Raw genomic sequence first — 20,420 nt, 5'->3', positions numbered from 1 at the left:
TGTCTGCCTTGATCGTTCGGGGATGCCGGGGCGGCAAAGGCCACCCCGCGCCCTGCGTCAGCTTTCGTCCTTCGCCTCTTCGGCGGCGGAGATGATGCGATCGACCCACTCCTGGCCGTCGTCACCGATCTTGCCCACGATGGTGTCGATGTAGGGCTGCTGGCCCAATTCACGGAACTGGTCGATCTCTTCATCCGTCGGATAGTAGAAGGTCGCACCTTCCTTCTCCATCGCCTCCTGCACCACCAGCGAACTCAGCAGCGAGTGTGCGTTGGCGACACGGGTGTAAAGATCCGCCGCCTGAAGGACGATGGTCTGGTCCTCCTCGGACAGCGACTGGAAGAATTGCTCGTTCATCATCAGCGGATGCAGGTTGAAGCTGTGACGGCTCATGGTGACGTAGGGATTCACCTCGTACAGCTTCTTGGAGTACATCGAGTAGAGCTCGGTGTCGTGCCCCTCGGCCATGCCGGACTGAAGCGAGGTGTAGAGCTCCGCCCAGGTGATGGTCACCGTCTTGGCGCCCCAGGCGCGGAACATCGCCAGCAGACCCGGATTCTCGGGCACCCGCATGGTCATGCCTTTCATGTCGGCCGGGCTCTTGATCGGCTTTTCGGAATAGATGTGGCGATAGCCGGATCCGTCGGCCCACCCCAGAACACGCAGGCCCGTCTCCTCGAGGAAGAGCGCCGCGAGATCGTCGCCGACCGGGCCATCCATCACCTTCCACGCGGTCAGGTTGTCTTCGAAGACGTATGGAATCTGCGTGACGGCGATCTCGGGCACGAAGGGCACCATGATCGAGGTATAGCCGCCGACAGCCTGCAACGTACCAAGCTGTGCGGATTCGATCATCGTGCGCGCATTGCCCAGCGAACCGTTGGGAAACACCTCTACCGCGATGCGGCCGCCCGAGGCGACTTCGATATGGTTCTTGAATGCCAGCACACCCGCTGTCCGGCCCGCGCCGGGCAGCATCGCCTCGGCTTCGGACGAATGGCCGACCTTGAGCGTGATCTCCTGCGCCCATGCGCCACCGACCGTGGCGGTCACGGCAAGGGCCGCGGCGAACACCGTCTTGGTGATCTTGTTCATCTGTATTCCTCCCTGATTCAGGCCTTCCCATCGTGTCGGGCCGACCCTCGTTGTGCCTCCGGGGCTCCCTCCCCGGATGGCAATTACCTTTTTGGAACTGTATTTTAAAAATGTCGGTGTGTCACTCGATTATTTCCGGTCCTCCGTTCGCTCAGGCAGGGGCGGAGGAGATCGGCGTCGGACAGAAATCACGATAAATGTCTGCATAGCGGATAAGTATTCCAAAAAAGTGCAACAGCATGATACCTTTGCGACATTGCGCGGCGGCCGATCGCGCCCAAGGTACAGGACGAAGGTGTGACCGATGGCACATGACATTCCGGATCGGAGCAATGACCGCCAGTTCGTGACCTCGCTGGCACGGGGCCTGACATTGCTCGCCGCTTTCGGGCCGGATGATCGCAGCCTCACGAATCAGATGCTGGCGGACCGTACCGCACTGCCCCGTCCGACAGTGGCACGCCTTGCGCATACGCTGGTGCAGTTGAACTACCTCGTCCATCACAAGGCGCTGGGACGCTACAGCCTGTCGCCACGTCTGGTTGCGCTGGGGCAGGCGGCCCACCATGCGACCGGCCTGCGCGACATCGCCCGCCCCGCGATTGCCGCCCTTTCCGAGATCGGCGACATTTCCGTCGCGCTGGGAACACCTGACGACGGGACAATAAAATACGTGGATCTCGCCCGGAGGCCGGAAGCGATCGTGCTGAACCTCAACGTCGGTGCGCAGGTGCCCATCGCGCAGACCGCCATCGGCCGCGCGTACCTGGGCTGGCTCCAGCCGGAAGTCCGCGGCGCATTGATCGAACGCCTCTCGGCGCAGGACCCATCGCTTTGGGCGCAACACGCGCGGGCCATCGACCATGCCGCCGAAGACCTGCGGACGCTTGGGTACGTTTCCGCGTTCGGGGACTGGTTCCCCGAACTCAATGCCATCGCGACGGTCATCCGGATCGCCGACGGGGCGGAACCCTTGCTGATCTCGGTCTCGGGCCTGTCCTCGATCCTGACCCCGGCCAGGGCCGCCAGCTACTTTGCCCCTGCTCTGCTGAACACCGCACGCAATATCGAGGCGCGGATGCGCAGCCTTCCGCACGCGTAGGTCATGGCCATTTGTCCGCTGTGCGAAATCTAATTTCAATTTCTTTGACAAGCGCCGGTCTCTTCTGAATAGTCCTCGCACTGTGGCGAAGCGGGGGATGACAATGGCAGAAGACGTGGGAAAAGCGATCGAGGACAGTCGCCTCTCGGGCCTCATGGCACCGTGGAGTGTCGCCATCATCGGCGCAAGCGCCCGCAAGGAGGGCTGGAGCGGGAGCGCCATTCCCACGTTGCAACGGATGGGCTTCAAGGGCGACATCCACCCTGTCAACGCCAAGTACGATGAACTGAACGGCCTGCCGTGCCACGCCTCCGTCGCCGACATTCCCGGTCCGGTGGACGTTGCACTGATCTTCGTGCCCAAGGCGGTGCTGCCGCAGGTTTTGGAGGAATGCGGCCGCAAGGGCGTCAAGGGCGCGGTGATCCTGGCGGCCGGATTTTCCGAAACCGGCGAAGAGGGCCGGGCGCTGGAGGACCGGATCAGGACCATCGCCAACACGCACGGGATCGCCGTCTGCGGGCCGAATTGTTTGGGCCTCGCAAATCTCGGCAACGGCTTCATGGGCCTGACCTCGGCCACCTTCCCCGATGACCTTTCCCCCGGCGGAACGGCTTTGATCTCGCAGAGCGGGCAGTTGATGATGGTGCTGCTGACACATGCCCACGATCAGGGCGCGCACCTGCGCTACATCGTGTCCACCGGCAACGAGATGAACGTGGAGGCCGCGGACTACGCCGGCTACGCCCTGGCGGACCCCGCGGTGACGTCGGTCGCCATGGTGCTCGAGGGCCTGCGCGACCCCGCCAGGTTCCTCGCCGTGGCACGGCAGGCGATGACGGCGCAGAAGCCGCTGATCGTCCTGAAGATCGGGCGCAGCGCCCGCGCTGCACGCACCGCGCTGGCCCATACCGGCAAGATGGCGGGTGCACACCGGACCTACGCCGCCGTCTTTCGCCAAGGCAACGTGATCGCGGTGGACGACCCCATGGAACTGGCGCAGGTCGCGACCCTGTTCGAGAAATGCCCGCCCCCCCGGGGCGAGCGTGTCGGCGTCGTGTCCTTCTCGGGGGGATGGTGCGGCGTGATCGCGGACCAAGCCGAAACGCTGGGGATCGAGCTGACCGATTTCACCTCCGAAACCGTGGCCCGCCTTCGGCCCCTGCTCGATTTCACACCACCGGACAATCCGCTCGACCTGTCCGGCAATGTCACTACCCACCCCGAACGCTGGGCGGAAGCCCTTGAGGCCGTGGCGGCCGATGACAATACCGATATCCTTGTGGTGTTCATCCACCAAGTTCGTGCGGCATGGCGCGAAGGGCTGATCCGCCCGCTGGAAGATCTGGCCGCACGCACCGACAAGCCGATTCTCGTGGTCTACGATGGCGGCAAGGTGGTCGAAGAAGGCTACGAGCGGCTTGCCCGTGCCCGGCGCTTGCCGATCTACCGCGGCACGCGGCCGATGCTGCGGGCGTTGCGGCACTTTCTGGACTTTCACGCGCGGCTGTCGCGCGCCGCGAAAAGCGCACCGATGCCCGAACCCGCGCCGCGCCCCGCGATCCTCGATCAGGTCGCGGGCCGCAGCCTGTCGGAGTATGATGCGAAGGCGCTGCTGCGTGAGGCCGGCCTGCCGATGGTGGGCGAAGCGTTGTGCGACGACCTTCGGACAGCCGAGGAGGCGGCACGCGACATCGGCTTCCCGGTGGTGCTCAAGGGGTTGGCCGATGGCATGGAGCACAAGACGGAGGCCGGACTGGTCCGCCTCGGCATCGGCGACGCCGCCGGCCTGCGCACGGCTTTTGAAGACCTGTCCGCCAAATTGCACGGGACGACGCTGAACGGCGGATCACCGAAGTACGTGGTGCAACAGATGATCTCAGGCGGGGTCGAGGCGATCATCGGGGTGCAGAACGACCCTGATTTCGGGCCGATGATTTTGGTCGGAGTTGGGGGCACGCTGACCGAACTGGTGGGCGACGTGGCCCTGCGCCGCGCCCCGCTGACGCCGGAGGACGCAGCGGAAATGATCGACGAGACCCGCCTCGCCGCGCTTCTGGACGGCTACCGCGGCGCGCCGCCTGCCGATCGCGCCGCGCTGGAAGACACGATCGTCCGCCTTTCCCGGTTCGCGGTAGCCCATGCCGCGCATATCGCGGAAATCGACCTCAACCCCGTGTTGGTCCTGCCCCGGGGCAAGGGGTGCGTGGCAGTGGATGCGCTGATCGTGAAGACGGACGGCGCCGCCTGACGGGCGGCCCCTCAGCCGCTCACAGGGTCATGCCCCCGTCGACGACCAGAACATGCCCGGTCACCATCCGCCCCCCTGCCGCCAGGAACAACACCGCCTCCGCAATGTCCTCCGGTTCCGATACGCGGCCCAGCACCGACAGGTCGCGCGCCCACTGCTTGCGCTCCTCCGGCCAGTTTTCCGTCCACGGCGTCCGGGTCTGTCCGGGGGCCACGGCATTCACCCGCACCTCCGGGGCCAGACCCCGCGCGAGGCTTTGTGTCAGGCTGACGAGGGCGGCCTTGCTGGCGGCGTAGGCAATGGAACTGCCCTGTTTGCCAAGCCCCGCGATCGACGCGATGTTCACCACGGCCCCCTGCCCCGCCTTCAACGCGTCAGCGGCAGCCTTGGCGCAGCGAAAGGCGCCAAGCAGGTTCGTGCTCAACAGCAGTTGCCAGAAGTCTTCCGTCATCCGGTCCAACTCCGATGGCGGGATCTTGTCGTCCGTGCCGGAGGTCCCCGCGTTGTTCACGAGGATCTCCAGGCCGCCGAGGTCGGAGATGGCGGTCTTCACCATCGCCTCCGCATCGCCGGGAACGGAAACGTTGCCGGGCGCCCCGATCACGTCCAGCCCACGCGCCTGCAGGGCAGCCACGCGTTCCGGCCCGGCGGGGTCGTCCGCCAGATGGTTGAGGGCCACCCGCGCGCCGCTCTCCGCCAGCAGGGTGACACAGGCCAGCCCGATGCCCGAAGCGCCTCCTGTCACCAGCGCCCGGCGCCCCTTCAGATCCGCCTGTATCATTCCCCGTCCCCTTCCATGATATCCGCAATCGCCCGCTTCATCCGCGCGATCCGCTGATCGCGACGCCGAAACAGGACCTCCGCGCTTTCGCCCGCATAGTCATAGAACCCCGCCCCATCGCGCACACCCGAGCGGCCAGCCTCGATCAACCCGCGCAAGACCGGGCTGTCACGCCCTGAGACTGGCGGCTGGTACGTGCCCGCCGAAACCCCGTTGCGCACCATCTCAAGCCCGGTGAAATCCATCTTGCGCATGTGCCCGAGCACGGCCATCCGCGCCACCAGCCCATGGCGGATCGACCTGTCGATCTCTTCCGCGCCGGCCCAGCCTTCCTCGATCATGCGCAGACATTCGAGGTTCAGGGCCATCTGCAGGCGATTGGCAACGTAGCCGGGGACCAGCCTGTCGAAGACGACGGGCGCCTTGCCCATCTCGGCATAGAAGCGTTCGAGCATGGAAATGACCTGCGGATCGGTCCCGGGACCGGGCGCGAGGTCCACCAGATCGATGAGGTAGGGCGGCGTGTACCAGTGCGCGATCGCCGCACGGTCCTGCCGCCGCCGCGGCATCAGCGGAAAAACATCGAGATAGGACGTGTTGCTCGCCCAGACCGCCCCGGCGGCGCAAACCCGGTCCAGTTCGTCATAGACGGCGCGCTTCACCTCGGCGCTCTCCACGACCGCCTCCACCACCAGCTCCGCGCCCTCCGCCGCCTCGGGCAGCACGGAGGTATAGCGGATCCGGCCAAGCGCTTCGCCGCCCGCCTTCTGCGTGACAGTGCCCGATTGAACCAGTGTGTCGAGCGCGCCATCGATCAATCCCGGCGCTGCGGCCAGGACGGGCGCGGATACATCGTGAAGCGCGACCTCGCACCCTCCCAGTGCATGTACCAGCGCCAGCGCATGGCCCATCGTTCCCGCGCCGATGACGGCAACGGCCTTTGGTTGCGCGACACCGGTCACAGGCTGCCCCGTCGCACTGTTTCAAGAGGCAGATCTATCACCACCGACGCCGCGGCCCCGTCAAGACGGGCGAGAACGTGGTTTGCCACCGCCTCGCCGATCAGACGGCTGGGGGGCGGATCGTGCTGATGCCGGGGTTGGAACACCCCGCGATCTCGAGATCGCCGTAACCCAGCAACGCCAGCTCGCCCGGGACGGAGATGCCCCTGCGCTGCGCCTCGAAGAGCGCACCGATGGCAAGCATATCGCCCGAAAAGGCGATTGCCGTTATCCGCGTGTCCCCCGCCAGCACGGTCCCCAGCGCCGCGCCGCCCTCGCCCGGGCCGCGCCCGGCGACGTCGTGGCAGGCAACTTCTCGCCCGGTCAGCGCCTTGAACCGCGCGGCAAACCCGCGCGCCCGCGCCCGCGCGCGGCTGTCACGGTCCAGCGTCGCACCGACAAAAGCAACGTCGCGGTGACCTTTCTCCACCAGCGCCTCGGCCGCCATCTCTCCGGCCCGCGCCTGCGAGAACCCCACCGTGCTGTCCATGAAACCGCCGTCGGTGTCCCACATGCCGATCACCGGGCAGCCGGACCGTGACAGGTGGCCCAGCACGCCGCGTCCCTGGCCAAGCCCGGTAATCACCAGCGCCGAGGGCCGCCAGCCCGAAAGTGCCGCGACCAGCTCTTCCTCGCTGTCGGGGTCGTAGCCGTGGCAGCCGACCATCAACTGCAGACCGCGCTTTTCCAGAACCTCGCTCATGGCTTCCAGCGTCCCGGCAAAGAAGGCATTCGTCAGACTTGGCACGACGACCCCCACCAACGCGGATCGCGCGCCCGCAAGGCTGCCTGCCACCGGATCGGGGGCATACCCCAGCCGCGCGGCGGCCTCCTGCACCTTTTCCCTCAGACCCGGAGACACCTTCTCGGGCTGCCTGAGGACACGAGACACAGTGGCGAGCGAGACCCCCGCCACCCGCGCGACCTCCTCCATGCGGACCCGTCCCTTGGGTTTGGCCATCTCCATCATCGTGAAAGCGCTCTCAATCTTGTTCTTCTCTGCGTACCTTTATTACATCCATGCTTTTAGTAGACCAAGAAACGCAATGAATCAAATCTTGAAAGCGCTTTCAAAGTCGCCCTAGACTGTCCCCGCACACAGGAAAGGAACCTCACATGCAAGATGACCGAACGTCGGGCGCCCGTTACATGGCCGAAGCCCTGAAGCATCTGGGCGTAAGTCACGTCTTCTTCATGGACGCGATCCTGCGACCCACGCTGGTTGAAATGGAGGAGCTGGGCATCGCTCGCATCATGGCCCACGCCGAGAAATCCGCCGCCTATATGGCGGATGGATACGCGCGGGTCACCGGCCGTGTCGGCGTCTGCATGTGCCAGTCGGTCGGTGCGGCGAACCTCGCCGCGGGGCTTCAGGACGCCCGGTTGCACCGGGCCCCCGTCGTTGCGCTGACGGGCAAGAAAGAGGCGATGCTGCAGTATCGAAACGCCTACCAGGAAGTGCCGCACGCCCCGCTCTTTGCCCCGGTCACCAAGGCGAGCATGGCCGTGGACGAGCCCGCGGCGCTGCCGCACCTGCTGGCGCAGGCGTTCCGCACCGCGGGCGACAGTTCTCCCGGTCCGGTGCACCTCGACCTCGATGGTCTGGGTGGAGAGCGCATCGAACAGGGCGACTTGACCGGTGCGCCCGTCCCCGATCCGGCCTTGGGCGCCCTGCCGCGCCACCGCCCCCACGCCGGAGATGCCGTCATTACGGCGGCAGCCGAACGGATCAGATCCGCGAAACGCCCTGTCTTCGTGGTCGGGGCGGGCGCGCTTCAGGTCGGGGCGCAGGCCGCCCTGCGCAAGCTGGCAGAGGCATGCGACATTCCCGTCGCCACGTCGCTTGGCGGGCGCGGCATCCTGCCCACGGATCATCCCCTGCACATCGGAACGGTCGGCAGCTACTCCGCGCCGCCTGCGAATCGGCTGGTTTCCGAAGCCGACCTCGTGATCTTCGTCGGATGTCACGCGGGCGACCAGCCGACGCATGCCTATACAGTTCCGGCGCCGGGCACCCCGATCGTTCAGATCGACCTCGACGGACAGGAAATCGGTCGAAACTACCCCGATACGCTGCCTGTCTGGGGCTGCCCGGCGCAGGCGTTGGCCGACCTGCACGACCAGCTCGGATCGTCCTTGGCACCTCGGCAGGACTGGGCCAGCCACGCGGGCGGCGTGGTGGCGGCCTGGCGCGAGGAAATGCGCCCTCATACCACAAGCGATGCAACCCCCATCCGGGTCGAACGGCTGTGCACCGAGATTGCATCCGCTCTGCCGGAGAATGCCGTGCTCGTGGCTGATACCGGCTATTCCGGTATCTGGACAGCGACCGTCCTCGATCTTCCCCACGCGGGTCAGACCTACCTCCGCGCGGCGGGGTCACTCGGCTGGGCCTTTCCCGCCGCCCTTGGCGCCCAGGTCGGCGCACCGGATCGGCCGGTCGTCTGCTTTTCCGGCGACGGCGCGTTCTATTATCACCTGAGCGAACTGGAGACCCAGCGCCGCTGGAACATCCCGGTGGTGACGGTGATCAACAACAATTCCGGCTTTGGCCAGGGCGTCTACAAGGTGCGTGGACACTATGGCGACCGACCCGGAAACCCAGACGAGATCAACCGGTTCGGTCCCACGGATTTTGCGGCGATCGCGCGCGATTTCGGAGTCAAGGGGATTCGGATCGAGGACCCTGCAGACCTCGCCCCGGCGCTGGAACGAGCCATCGCAGGGCGCAAGCCCGTCCTGCTGGACGTGGTGACGGACATCCATCCGCGCGCACCGGAACCTTGGCAACCCTAGGCCTGAATTCACTCTAAAACCCTGAAAGAGAACGCCTTTCGCAATCTGCGTCGGGCGTTCTTGCGCGTTGGCTGCATCCTGCGACTTGCCTGAAATTACAGTAGTTGACACTTGTTTGGTGAATTGCCAGAGTGTTTTTGAAACTAGTTTCATCAAATGAAACTCGTGGGGTCGGCTGGGAGGCAGACCCAAACCAGGGAGGAGAGCCATGAAGCTCCTGAAGTACGCGGCCGCGTTTGCGCTGACCGCTCAAATTGCCACCGCGCAAGAGCCCCAGACCGGAGGCACCTTGCGACTGATCGCACAGCCGGAGCCGCCGATGCTCATGCTCGGCCTGAACCAGCAGGGTCCGACCCAGTTCGTCGCAGGCAAGATCTACGAAGGTCTGCTCCGCTACGGCCCCGACCTGTCGGCGATGCCCGGACTGGCCGAAGCCTGGGAGGTTTCCGAAGACGGCCTGACCTACACCTTCGATCTTCAGGACGATGTCACCTGGCACGACGGCGAGCCGTTCACGTCCGATGACGTCGTGTTCTCTCTCTCCGAATTCCTGCCCGAAGTGCATCCCCGCGCCCGTGGGGTACTGGAACGGGTCAAGGAAATCAGCGCCCCCGACGACAACACGGTCAAGATCACCCTGAACGAGTCGTTCCCGGCGTTCCTCCAGTCCTTCGAAGTGTCCAGCACGCCGATGATCCCGGCCCACCTGTACCGGGACACCGACTACCGGGCGAACCCGGCGAACGATACGCCTGTCGGCACGGGCCCGTTCAAGCTGGACGAATGGCAGCGCGGCTCCTTCATCCGGCTGGTCCGCAATGACGACTACTGGCAGGACGGCAAGCCCTATCTCGACGAGATCGTCTTCAACATCGTGCCCGACGCGGCGTCGCGCGCGGTCGCTTTCGAGACCGGCGAAGTGGACGTCCTGCGCGGCGGCGACGTGGAGTATTTCGACGTGCAGCGCCTTGCCGCCCTGCCCGATACCGAGGTCACGAATGCAGGCTGGGAATTCCTGTCACCGATCATCTGGGTGCAGTTCAACCTGCGCAACGAGCCGATGAACGATCCCCGCTTCCGCAAGGCGGTGTGGCATGCGATCGACCGCGATTTCATCGCCAACGCGATCTGGATGGGCTTTGCGGATCCGGCCGACGGTCCTCTGCCCGCGAATTCGCCCTACCATGCGGACAACCTGCCGGCCGCCGACTATGACCCCGAAAAATCCCGCGCGCTGCTGGACGAGATGGGTCTCACACCGGACGACAACGGTGTGCGCGTCACCGTCCGCTATCTCAGCCTGCCCTACTCCGAAACCTACATCCGCATGGGCGAATACGTGCGCCAGCAGCTGCGCGAAGTGGGGATCGAGCTGGACGTGACGCAAACCGATGTCGGCGGATGGGCACAGACGCTGGGCCAGTGGGACTATGACCTGACCATGAACCTGCTCTACCAGTACGGCGACCCGGCCCTCGGCGTGGAGCGTGCCTACGTGTCGAGCAACCTTGTGCAGGGGTCTCCCTCGGCCAACGTGTCGGGCCTCGACAATCCCGAGATCGACCGCCTGCTTTCCGAAGCCGCCAGCGCGACCAGCGACGAGAAGCGCAAGGAACTCTACCAGGCGTTTCAGCAGAAAGTCGTCGAAGAGGCGTATTTCGCCTACCTCGTGCGGGTCAACTTCCCCACCGTCTACCACACGCGGGTCCGCAACCTCGTCGACAGCGCGATCGGTCTGAACGACACGATGGCGGACGTCTGGATCGCACGCTGATCCCACCGTACCCTCCCTTCCCCCTCCGCCCCGGCGGTGGGGGATCTGACACGGATATTCTCCCATGCAGCGCTTCTCCTTCGTTCTCGGCCGCCTCATCAAGGGCATCTTCGTCATCCTGGCGATCGGTGTTCTGGCCTTCTTCGTGATCCGGCTCGTACCCGGCGACCCGGTCGCGGTCATCGCCGGCAAATCCGGGTCGGTGGACGCGGAATACATGGAGGCCCTGCGCACCCGACTGGGGCTGGATCAGCCGATCCTCGTCCAGCTCGGCATCTTCATGAAGGGTCTGGTCCAGGGCGACCTCGGCCAGTCCTACCGGCAGGGCGCCCCCGTGATGGAGATCATCCTCGAACGGCTGCCGGCCACCCTGCTGCTCACGCTCAGCGCCTCGGCCATCTCGATCCTGCTGGGGGTGATGGCCGGCGCGCTGGCCGCCCGGCGGCACGGCACATGGGCCGACAGCGCGATCAGCACGCTGGCCCTGATCTTCTATGCGACTCCCCTGTTCTGGATGGGCCTCATGGCGATCCTCCTGTTCTCGCTCGTCCTTGGCTGGTTCCCGGCCTTCGGCATGGTCTCTTCCGACATGCGCTACGAGGGACTGCGCCACGTGCTTGACGTGCTGCACCATCTCGTCATGCCGATGACGATCCTCGGCCTGTTCTACATGGCGGTCTACGCCCGGCTCACCCGTGCCTCGATGCTCGAAGTGGCCGAGATGGATTTCGTCCGGACGGCGCGGGCCAAGGGCATGACAGAGGCCTACATCACCCGCCGTCATATCCTGCGCAACGCGCTGCTGCCGGTCATCACCTTTGCAGGCATCCAGGCGGGCCACCTGATCGGCGGGACCGTTCTGGTGGAGACCGTGTTCGGATGGCCCGGCATCGGGCGGCTGGCATTCGACAGCCTGCTTCAGCGCGACTACCCGGTGCTTCTGGGCATCTTCATCATCACCTCGGTGATGGTCGTCGTCTTCAACATCATCACCGACATTCTCTACACGCTTGTCGATCCCCGCATCGAGGTGACGCAATGACCGGTTCCTGGACGATCTTCCTGCGCAACCGCGCCGCCCTGTGCGCCTTTGCCTGCCTCCTGCTCATCGCAGCGCTGGCGATGGGCGCCTCGCTGATCTACCCGCAGTCACCCTGGAAGATGGTCGGCGCACCATTCCAGGCGCCGCTTGAGAACGGTTTTCTTCTTGGCACCGACATGCTGGGCCGCGACATCGCGGCGGGGCTCGTCTACGGCGCTCGGGTCTCCCTGATGATCGGCCTGATTTCCACCGGCATCGCGCTGGTGATCGGCATCGGAATCGGGGCCGTCGCAGGCTACGCCGGCGGGCTGGTCGACGATCTTCTGATGCGCCTTACCGAAGTGTTCCAGACCATTCCCAGCCTGATCTTCGCCATCGTTCTGGTGGCCATCATGAGCCCTTCCATCAATTCCATCGTCCTCGCGATCTCGGTGGTTTCGTGGCCGCCGGTGGCGCGCCTCGTCCGGGCCGAGTTCCTCAGCCTGCGCAGCCGGGAGTTCGTCGAGGCCTCGCGCGTGCTGGGGCTGCCGAGCTGGCGCATCATGCTGACCGACATCCTCCCCAACGCCATGGCACCGGTCATCGTGACAGCCACCCTCATGGTCGCGACCGCGATCCTGATGGAATCCGGCCTCAGCTTCCTCGGGCTGGGCGACCCCGACATGATCAGCTGGGGATACCAGATCGGTGCCGCGCGGACGATGCTGCGCACCGCCTGGTGGATGAGCTTCTTCCCCGGTGTCGCGATCATCATCACCGTGTTGTGCCTGAACCTCGTGGGCGAAGGACTGAGCGACGCGCTCAACCCGAACCTGAAACGGAGGAAGAAGTGATGCCGCAGGACGAAAGCATGAAAGACGGGATCCGTATCGTGCCCTCGGCGCCTCCCCTGCTCGAAGTCCGCGACCTGACCGTGGCCCTGCCCGACGGCGCGGACCGGCCCAACGCGGTCGAACAGATCAGCTACAGGGTGGAACCGGGCCGGATCACCTGCATCGTCGGGGAATCCGGTTCGGGCAAGTCCATGACAGCCAATGCGATCATGGGCCTGCTGCCCCGGCCCCATGTCCGCGTGACGGGCGGATCGCTGCTCTTTCAGGGGCAGGAACTGCTGACCCGCAGCGAAGCGGAGATGCGCAAGGTGCGCGGCGCCGATATCTCGATGATCTTCCAGGAACCGATGACCGCCCTCAATCCGCTGATGACGGTAGGCCAGCAGATCGAAGAGGTCATCCGCAAGACCGAACCGCTGCCCCGCGCGGCCATGCGCCGGCGGATCGCCTCGCTTCTGGCGGACATGCACCTTCCGGATCCCGATACCCTTCAGGACAGCTATCCCTTCCGGTTGTCCGGCGGGCAGCGGCAGCGGGTGATGATCGCCATGGCGCTCGCGCTCAGGCCGAAACTCCTAATCGCCGACGAACCCACCACGGCGCTCGACGTGACGACGCAAAAGCAGATCCTCGCGCTCATCCGCGAACAGCAGACCCAGAACGACATGGGCGTGATGTTCATCACCCACGACTTCGGCGTCGTGGCAGAGATCGCGGACCACATCGTCGTGATGGAGCGTGGGAAGGTGGTCGAGGAAGGCTCGGTCGATTCCGTGCTGAACCGCCCCCGGCACCCCTACACGCGCAAGCTGATCGCCGCGGTACCGACGCTGGACGACCACGCACGCACCCGCCCCGCGGAAACGCCATTGCTGTCGGTCCGGGACGCCTGCAAGACGTACGTCTCGCGCGGCGGGCTCTTCGGCGGACGGCGCGAAGTGCCCGCGCTCCGCTCGGTCTCGTTCGACCTGCACGAGGGCGAGATCATCGGCCTCGTGGGCGAATCCGGTTCCGGCAAATCCACGCTGGCGCGCGCCGTGATGCGTCTGACGCAAATCGACACCGGTCAGATAGACATCGACGGCACCCCGATCGACGCGCCGGGGCTGGACCTGCCGTCGGCAATCCAGTTCGTGTTTCAGGATCCTTATGCCTCCCTCAATCCGCGGCGGCGGATCGGGCGGGCGCTGACCATCGGGCCGATGCAGCACGGCGTTCCCCGGCAAGAGGCGTGGGACCGCGCGCGGCAGATGCTCGAAATCGTCGGCCTCGACGCCTCGGTGATGGACCGTTTCCCGCATGAATTCTCGGGCGGACAGCGCCAGCGCATCGGGATCGCCCGCGCCCTGACCATGCAGCCGCGCATCCTGATCGCGGATGAGGCTGTCTCGGCCTTGGACGTGTCCGTGCAGAAGCAGGTCCTGCGCCTACTGGAGGACATCCGCCTCAACATGGGCATCGCCATTCTTTTCGTGACCCACGACCTGCGGGTTGCCGCAACGATCTGCCACCGACTTCTCGTGATGCGCAAAGGTGAAATCGTGGAGGAAGGCAGCACCAAGGAAATCTTCGCCAACCCCCGAAGCGACTATACCCGCGCCCTGCTGGACGCGGTGCCGGGGAAACACTGGCACAAACCCCAACTGGAGGAAATGTTATGACCGGCAAGACCATGGTCGAAAAGATCATGTCACGCATCAGCGGCGGCGCCCCCGTCTCGGCGGGCGATGAGCTCAAGATCAGGCCCGACTTCGTGATGGCCTATGACTTCCCCGGCTATACCGACGTGATCTTCAAGACGGTGAAGGAAAAGTTCGGCTTGACCGAACTGCCGGCAAAGGAACGCTTCGTGATCTTCATCGACCACATGGTGCCCGCCGTCGATCCCAAGGAGGAAGAATTCCACGAGATGACCCGCGCATGGTGCCGTGAGTTCGACATCACCTGCGTCGAGCGCGAAGGCATCGGCCACCACGTGGCCGGAGAGACAGGCTATGGCGTGCCGGGTGCCTTCGCGGTGCACTACGACGGCCACATCTCGCAACTGGGCGCGCTGGGATGCCTCGCGGTGAACATGCCGCGTCAGACACTGACCGAAGCCTTCGTGCGCGAATACATCGATTTTCAGGTGCCCCAGACGATACGTCTCAACCTGGTGGGCAAGGTTCAGCCGGGGGTCATGCCCCGCGACCTGTTCCACGGGATCGTGCAGAAGCTCGGGAACAAGTTCGCCCGCTTCGCGGTGCTCGAACTGGGCGGCGAGGTGATCGACCAGCTGTCACTGGACGGGCGGCAGGCGCTGACCAGCATCTCGATGTTCACCGGGGCGCTCTCCGCGGTGATAAACCCCGACCAGGCGATGCTGGACCACGCGCTGCCCATTGCCCGGCTCCAGATCGAGCCCGTGTCGAGCGATCCGGATTGCACCTACCTCGCCACCCACACCGTCGACGTCAGCGAGATCGGCGTGATGGTGGCGCAGCCGCCCTCGCCCTCGCGCACCACGCCGCTGGACGAAGTGTCGGGGCTGGACGTGCAGGTCGGCTACATCGGCTCCTGCGCCTCGGGCCGGATCGAGGATCTGCGCGCGGCGGCCAAGGTGCTCAAGGGGCACAAGATCGCCCCCGGCTTTTCCCTGCACGTCGTGCCCACTTCACGGCGGATCATGACGCAGGCGGCACAGGAAGGGCTGCTCGAAATCTTCAGCGATTGCGGCGCCTTCGTCTCTTCCGCCTCCTGCGATTTCTGCTACGGGCGGATCGCCACGATGCGCGAGGGCCAGCGCGCCGTTTCCACGGGCACTCTGAACGTCAAGGGCCGGATGGGCAGCCCCGATTCCGAGATCTTCCTCGTGAACGCGGCCGTGGTCGCGCGCACCGCCATCGACGGCCGCATCCCCCGTTCTTCCGACATGGTGGAGGAGATGCAGTGATGACCGAAACGGCCCTCAAATCCCTGCCCCGCCTCGAAGGGCGCGCCGCATGGATCTTCCACGAGGAAGACTATGACATCGACCAGATCATCGGCGTCAAGAACATCCGGATCCAGGACCTGGACGAGCTTTGCGGCATCGCCATGCAGACCTACGACCCGGATTTCCGCACATCCGTCCGGCCCGGCGACCTCTTGGTGGGGGGGCGAACTTCGGTTTCGGCCACCCGCATTCGCCGCCGATGAAGGCGATGCGCCACATGGGCGTCGGCGGTGTCATCGCGGAATCCTTCGCGCCGACATACTATCGGGGCGAGACGGCGATGGGTTTTCCGCAGATCACCTGCCCCGGGATCCTCGGTGCGGTCGCACGGTGGGACGACCTGCGCGTCGACTGGGACACGGGCATGGTGCTGAACCTGACCCAAGGTGTCGAACTCCCGTTCGAAATGCCGACGAAGACCGAACAGAACCTGCTGATCCACGGCGGACACATGAACTACCTCTACGACTCGTTTTCCGGCAGTGCCGGCAGAAAGGACTGATCCCATGATGACCAAATCAGAAATGGCCCAGGCCATCCGCAGCGGTAAATGCCTGTGGAGCGCGGGCTGCCACGACGTGCTCTCCGCGAAACTGGTGGAAAAGGCCGGTTTCGACGTCCTGCTGACCTCGGGCTTCGGGATTTCCGCGTCCCTGCTGGGACAGCCCGACGTCGAGGTCTACTCGATGACGGAGAACCTGGGCGTGGTGCGCAACGTGTCCAACGCGGTGCAGATCCCCGTGATCGCCGACGCCGACACCGGGTACGGCAACGCCATCAACGTCATGCGCACGGTGCGCGAGTTCGAACAGGCTGGCGCCGCCGCGATGATCATCGAGGATCAGGTCATGCCCAAACGGTGCCCGGCCGTCGCCTCCCGGCTCGAACTGATCCCGGTGGAGGAAGGCGTTTCCAAGATCCGCGCCGCTGTCGCCGCCCGGCGCGACCCGGACACCCTGATCGTCGGACGGACCGACGCGGACACCAAGGAAGAAAGCATCAGGCGCGCCCGCGCATATGCCGACGCCGGGGCCGACATGATCCAGCCGATCAGCGCGGGCTACGCGTCGCTCGACGATCTGCGCGACCTGCGCGAAGCCTGCGGCGTGCCGCTGTCCCTGCAGATCATGCGCTGGCTGGAAAGTGACCTGTCCGGCGACGAGATCGAAAGCGTGGCGGGCATCGCCCATTTCCCCCTCGTATCGCTCCTCAGCGCGACCCGCGCGATGGAAAGCGCGCTCACCCGCGTGCGGAACGCCCGCACCACGCGCGCCCTGGACCAGGGGGACCAGACCAGCCTGAACGACTTCAAGCATTTCATCGGCTTCCCCGAGGTGGAGCGGCTGCAGGAAGAATTCATGAAGGACATCGCATGACGCGAAGTATGCTAGGCTGAAATCCCAGGCAGGCCGGATCACGGGGACAGATGAAGACTTCAGACACCACAACCACCGTATCCGGCATGCCGAAAGTACGGGCGATCGAGCGCGCGATGATGGTCCTGCGGGCCTTTCGGCCCCAGCATCCCAAGATGTCCCTGACCGAGATCGCCCAGGCCACCGGCCTCGACAAGGCGACGACGACACGGATCCTTGGCACCCTGATGGCCTGCGACATGGTCGTTCACGACACCGTGTCGCGGCGCTACTGGCTGGGCTTCGACATCCTGTCGCTGGCGGCCAGCGTGCCGGGCCAGCACGACCTGCACCAGATCGCGGACCCGATCCTGCGGGACGTCTCGATACGGACGGAATGCCTGACCTTCCTCGCCACGTATGGCAAGGAAGGCGCTGTCTGCATCGCACGTGCGGTCATCGACCCTCCCGTGCAGGTGCAGCTGTGGAACATCGGCGAAGTCCGCCCCTACAACCAGGGGGCCGGCCCCAAGCTGCTGCTGGCGCATATGCCCGCGGATCAGCGGGCGGCCTATCTCGCGACGGACCTGCCCTCCGCCAACCCGACGACGATCACCGATCCGCGCGAACTCGCCCGCATGGTCGACGAGATGCGCGGTCAGGATACGGCATTTTCCCGCGACGACATCATCGAGGGTCTCAGCGCACAGGCACAGACCATCCGCGATCAGGACGGTGCGGTCACCGCCGTCATCAGTGTCGTCGGGCTCAACCCCCTTTTCTCGGATGAAGGGCGCGGCACGATCGGCGCCGCGCTGGCCGAGGCGGCGGAACTGTTGTCGCGCCGGCTGTCCATCTCCGGCCTGCTGTAACGGGCGGCGCCGATACCCTGTCTTGTCATCCGTGACCCGCAAGTGAGGGTGCCGCGGCTGAAGCGATTGCAATTCCGTCAGCCGGGTTGCAAGGATGCGCGCAATTTACCGGGAGGACCAATCATGCGCACGTGGCCAGAACACATCACCGACCGGATTGCCGTCGAAACCCATTTCGGCCGGTCCGGAATCAAGTGTTTTTCCGACCGCCCCGCCGATCTCAACGCGATGCTGGCCGACGCCGTCTCGGCCAACCCGGACGGCGAGGCGCTGGTCTGCGACGATCTGCGGCTGACCTACCGCGAGGTCGAATCAAAGGTCGAAGCCGTCAGCGCGGGCCTTGCAGAGCTTGGCCTTGGCCAGGGCGACCGGATCGCGCTGCTTCTGGCGAACGGCCCGGAGTTCCTGATCGTCCTGTTGGCCGGCCTCCGGATCGGGGCCATCGCGGTGCCGATCAACGTCCGCGAGCAGAAACCCGAACTGCAGCACATCCTCGACGACTGCGGTGCCGCCGTGCTGGTGCATGACGCCGACACCGCCGACAAGCTGCCCGACCCCGAGACGACGCCGGCCCTGCGGCACCGCGTCAGCGTCGGGGGGACGGTCGCGGGGTCCAGGGGCTACGACAGCCTGTCGGCGACGGGCGCGCGCAAGGCGCCCGCGCAGGTCGGCGAGGAAGACACGGCCGTCATCCTCTATACCTCGGGCACCACGGGACGGCCCAAGGGGGCGATGCTGACCCATCTCAACATCATCCACTCCGCCATGCATTTCGAACTCTGCATGGAACTTGGCAAGAACGAACGCTCCCTGCTTTCGGTGCCCGCCTCGCATGTCACCGGATTGGTGGCGACGCTGTTCACCATGCTGCGCACGGCAGGCTGCAGCGTCATCATGCGCGCGTTCAAGGCAGAGGATTTCCTGGCTCTCGCCGCGCGGGAGAAGGTGACTCAGACGCTGATGGTCCCGGCGATGTACAACCTCTTCTTGCTGCGCTGCACGGTATCGGACTACGACCTGTCGAACTGGCGGATCGGGGGATACGGCGGCGCGCCGATGGCCGAATCGACCATTCGCGAGCTGACGGAAAAGCTGCCCAACCTCGTCCTGATGAACGCCTATGGCGCGACCGAGCTGACCTCGCCCGCGACCATCCTGCCGCCGGGACTGGGCGCCGAGCGGGCCGACAGCATCGGCATCGCCGTGCCCTGCGGGGACATCCGGATCGTGGATGCGCAGGGCGAGGACACAGCAACGGATGTGCCTGGCGAGATGTGGATCAAGGGACCGATGGTGGTGCCCGGATACTGGAACAATCCCGAAAAGACGGCCCAGGAATTTCAGGACGGCTACTGGAAAAGCGGCGACGTCGGATCGCGCGATGCCCAGGGGTTCATCCGGCTGCACGACCGCGCCAAGGACATGATCATCCGCGGCGGCTACAACATCTATAGCGCCGAGGTGGAGAACACGCTGACCGCGCACCCCGCGGTGATGGAATGCGCGGCCATCGGCCAGCCCGACCCGGTGCTGGGTGAAAAGCTGCACGTCTTTGTCTGCAGCAGCGACCCCGCCCTCGACGCCGATGCGGTCAGGGCCCATTGCGCCGCCGGTCTCGCCGACTACAAGACCCCGGATTTCGTGACGTTCTGCGACGAACCGCTGCCGCGCAACGCGAACGGGAAGGTGGTCAAGAAAGTGCTGCGCGATCTGGTCGAAACCGGAACCTAGGCAAGCACCCCGTTGATGATGGTTTCCGCGAGCGTCTCGGCGATCCTGATCTGGTCGGCGCCGGTCTGGTCGGGCCGGACGCGATACCAGTCCACCAGCGAGTTGAGCGCGCCCATGATCGCACGCCCGGCGATCGCGATATCGGGTGCCGACAGGCTGCCGTCCTCGACCCCCTGCTGAAGCACCGCGCGGTAGAGATCCTCGTAGTCGTTGCGCCGCGCGATCAATTCATTCAGCACGTCCCTTTCGACGCCGATCTTCTGTCCGTGCAGGTAGACGTTCACGCCCTGTCGTATGCTGCGCTGGAACGGCAGGGTCTCCATCATCACGATTGCGTGGGCACGGGCCATGCGCAACAGCTTCTCCGGGGGCGGCAAGGCCTGTTGCATGATCGGCTCCACCGCGTCGAAACAATACTGCATCGCCTGCCGGTAGACGGCGAAGAAGATCTGATTCTTCGATTCGAAGTGGTGATAGACGCGCCCCTTGGTCGATCCCAGTTCCCGGGCCATGTCATCCATGGTGGCCTTTTCCAGCCCGTATTTCATGAAGCAGACCGCGGCGGCCTCGATGATTTCCTTGCGGCTTGCCAGTTGTCGTTTGGTCAGTAGAGCCTGTGGTGCTGTCATCTTCCGGTCCGTCATTGTGTCGCGGGGGCGCAACGCGCGCGCCGCCCGGCCCCATACGGGCAGTTTTTGCCCCCCTTGTGCAAGCTTTGCGAGAATTGACGCGGCGGCGATGCTTGACACTCGGATCATGCCACTGATCTATAAACATACCAGTCGGAATGTTTTTGCGATTTGCTGCGGGAGGAGC

General features: G+C 65.2%; 18 protein-coding genes. 13 read left to right on the top strand and 5 right to left on the bottom strand.

Annotated features, from left to right (window positions below):
• Positions 1-57: 57 nt before the first annotated feature.
• Positions 58-1,095 carry a TRAP transporter substrate-binding protein gene (locus BOO69_RS03000; RefSeq protein WP_071970166.1) on the bottom strand — a complete coding sequence of 346 codons (1,038 nt, stop codon included), beginning with the start codon at positions 1,093-1,095 and terminating at the stop codon, positions 58-60.
• 304 nt (positions 1,096-1,399) lie between these two features.
• Between BOO69_RS03000 and BOO69_RS02995 the strand changes: the two genes are divergently transcribed.
• Together BOO69_RS02995 and BOO69_RS02990 are read left to right on the top strand one after the other, a co-directional pair.
• Positions 1,400-2,197, top strand: coding sequence for an IclR family transcriptional regulator (locus BOO69_RS02995; protein ID WP_071970164.1), 798 nt, complete (start codon positions 1,400-1,402; stop codon positions 2,195-2,197).
• A gap of 103 nt (positions 2,198-2,300) precedes the next feature.
• On the top strand, positions 2,301-4,445 hold the full coding sequence (locus BOO69_RS02990; protein WP_071970162.1) for an acetate--CoA ligase family protein: 2,145 nt from the start codon (positions 2,301-2,303) through the stop codon (positions 4,443-4,445).
• A 19-nt stretch (positions 4,446-4,464) separates the two neighbouring features.
• Here BOO69_RS02990 and BOO69_RS02985 read toward each other — a convergent pair whose 3' ends face one another.
• From BOO69_RS02985 to BOO69_RS02975, 3 genes are all read right to left on the bottom strand, one after another.
• Positions 4,465-5,226, bottom strand: a complete 762-nt coding sequence (locus tag BOO69_RS02985; RefSeq protein ID WP_071970160.1) for an SDR family NAD(P)-dependent oxidoreductase — start codon at positions 5,224-5,226, stop codon at positions 4,465-4,467.
• Positions 5,223-6,188 carry a 3-hydroxyacyl-CoA dehydrogenase family protein gene (locus BOO69_RS02980; protein WP_216637004.1) on the bottom strand — a complete coding sequence of 322 codons (966 nt, stop codon included), beginning with the start codon at positions 6,186-6,188 and terminating at the stop codon, positions 5,223-5,225. The genes BOO69_RS02985 and BOO69_RS02980 overlap by 4 nt, the downstream gene beginning before the upstream one ends.
• Positions 6,189-6,288: 100 nt before the next feature.
• Entirely contained in the window at positions 6,289-7,197 is a 909-nt protein-coding gene (locus tag BOO69_RS02975; RefSeq protein WP_083545436.1) for a LacI family DNA-binding transcriptional regulator, read from the bottom strand.
• A 146-nt stretch (positions 7,198-7,343) separates the two neighbouring features.
• On the opposite strand from BOO69_RS02975, the gene BOO69_RS02970 reads away from it, so the two are divergent.
• The 11 genes from BOO69_RS02970 to BOO69_RS02925 all read left to right on the top strand — a co-directional run bounded on the left by BOO69_RS02970 (position 7,344) and on the right by BOO69_RS02925 (position 19,604).
• Positions 7,344-9,023, top strand: coding sequence for a thiamine pyrophosphate-binding protein (locus BOO69_RS02970; protein WP_216637003.1), 1,680 nt, complete (start codon positions 7,344-7,346; stop codon positions 9,021-9,023).
• 208 nt (positions 9,024-9,231) lie between these two features.
• The gene (locus tag BOO69_RS02965; protein ID WP_071970158.1) at positions 9,232-10,797 is read left to right on the top strand and encodes an ABC transporter substrate-binding protein; all 1,566 of its coding nucleotides are present in this window, start codon (positions 9,232-9,234) and stop codon (positions 10,795-10,797) included.
• Between the two features lie 64 nt (positions 10,798-10,861).
• Positions 10,862-11,839: an ABC transporter permease gene (locus BOO69_RS02960; RefSeq protein WP_071970156.1), complete on the top strand. Its 978-nt coding sequence runs from the start codon at positions 10,862-10,864 to the stop codon at positions 11,837-11,839.
• Complete coding sequence (locus BOO69_RS02955) at positions 11,836-12,672, top strand: ABC transporter permease (RefSeq protein WP_071970154.1); 837 nt, start codon at positions 11,836-11,838, stop codon at positions 12,670-12,672. The genes BOO69_RS02960 and BOO69_RS02955 overlap by 4 nt, the downstream gene beginning before the upstream one ends.
• Positions 12,673-12,689: 17 nt before the next feature.
• Entirely contained in the window at positions 12,690-14,333 is a 1,644-nt protein-coding gene (locus BOO69_RS02950; RefSeq protein WP_216637002.1) for a dipeptide ABC transporter ATP-binding protein, read from the top strand.
• Entirely contained in the window at positions 14,330-15,604 is a 1,275-nt protein-coding gene (locus tag BOO69_RS02945; RefSeq protein ID WP_071970150.1) for a 3-isopropylmalate dehydratase large subunit, read from the top strand. The genes BOO69_RS02950 and BOO69_RS02945 overlap by 4 nt, the downstream gene beginning before the upstream one ends.
• Positions 15,604-15,849 carry a 3-isopropylmalate dehydratase small subunit gene (locus BOO69_RS23315; protein ID WP_216637001.1) on the top strand — a complete coding sequence of 82 codons (246 nt, stop codon included), beginning with the start codon at positions 15,604-15,606 and terminating at the stop codon, positions 15,847-15,849. Before BOO69_RS02945 ends, BOO69_RS23315 begins: the two co-directional genes overlap by 1 nt.
• Positions 15,846-16,148 (top strand): 3-isopropylmalate dehydratase small subunit, encoded by a 303-nt coding sequence (locus BOO69_RS23310; RefSeq protein WP_216637000.1) that lies wholly within the window; start codon positions 15,846-15,848, stop codon positions 16,146-16,148. The genes BOO69_RS23315 and BOO69_RS23310 overlap by 4 nt, the downstream gene beginning before the upstream one ends.
• Positions 16,149-16,152: 4 nt before the next feature.
• Entirely contained in the window at positions 16,153-17,022 is an 870-nt protein-coding gene (locus tag BOO69_RS02935; RefSeq protein WP_216636999.1) for an isocitrate lyase/PEP mutase family protein, read from the top strand.
• Positions 17,023-17,108: 86 nt separating this feature from the next.
• On the top strand, positions 17,109-17,873 hold the full coding sequence (locus BOO69_RS02930) for an IclR family transcriptional regulator (RefSeq protein WP_071970148.1): 765 nt from the start codon (positions 17,109-17,111) through the stop codon (positions 17,871-17,873).
• 123 nt (positions 17,874-17,996) lie between these two features.
• Positions 17,997-19,604, top strand: a complete 1,608-nt coding sequence (locus BOO69_RS02925; RefSeq protein ID WP_071970146.1) for a class I adenylate-forming enzyme family protein — start codon at positions 17,997-17,999, stop codon at positions 19,602-19,604.
• On the opposite strand, the gene BOO69_RS02920 is transcribed toward BOO69_RS02925, so the two are convergent.
• Positions 19,601-20,233, bottom strand: a complete 633-nt coding sequence (locus BOO69_RS02920; RefSeq protein ID WP_071970144.1) for a TetR/AcrR family transcriptional regulator — start codon at positions 20,231-20,233, stop codon at positions 19,601-19,603. The genes BOO69_RS02925 and BOO69_RS02920 overlap by 4 nt on opposite strands.
• Positions 20,234-20,420: the final 187 nt, after the last annotated feature.

The sequence above is a fragment of the Sulfitobacter alexandrii genome, assembly GCF_001886735.1.
Classification (GTDB): Bacteria; Pseudomonadota; Alphaproteobacteria; order Rhodobacterales; family Rhodobacteraceae; genus Sulfitobacter; species Sulfitobacter alexandrii.
The sequence above is the reverse complement of the archived record's forward strand: the minus strand, read 5'-3'. Positions and strand labels throughout refer to the sequence as shown.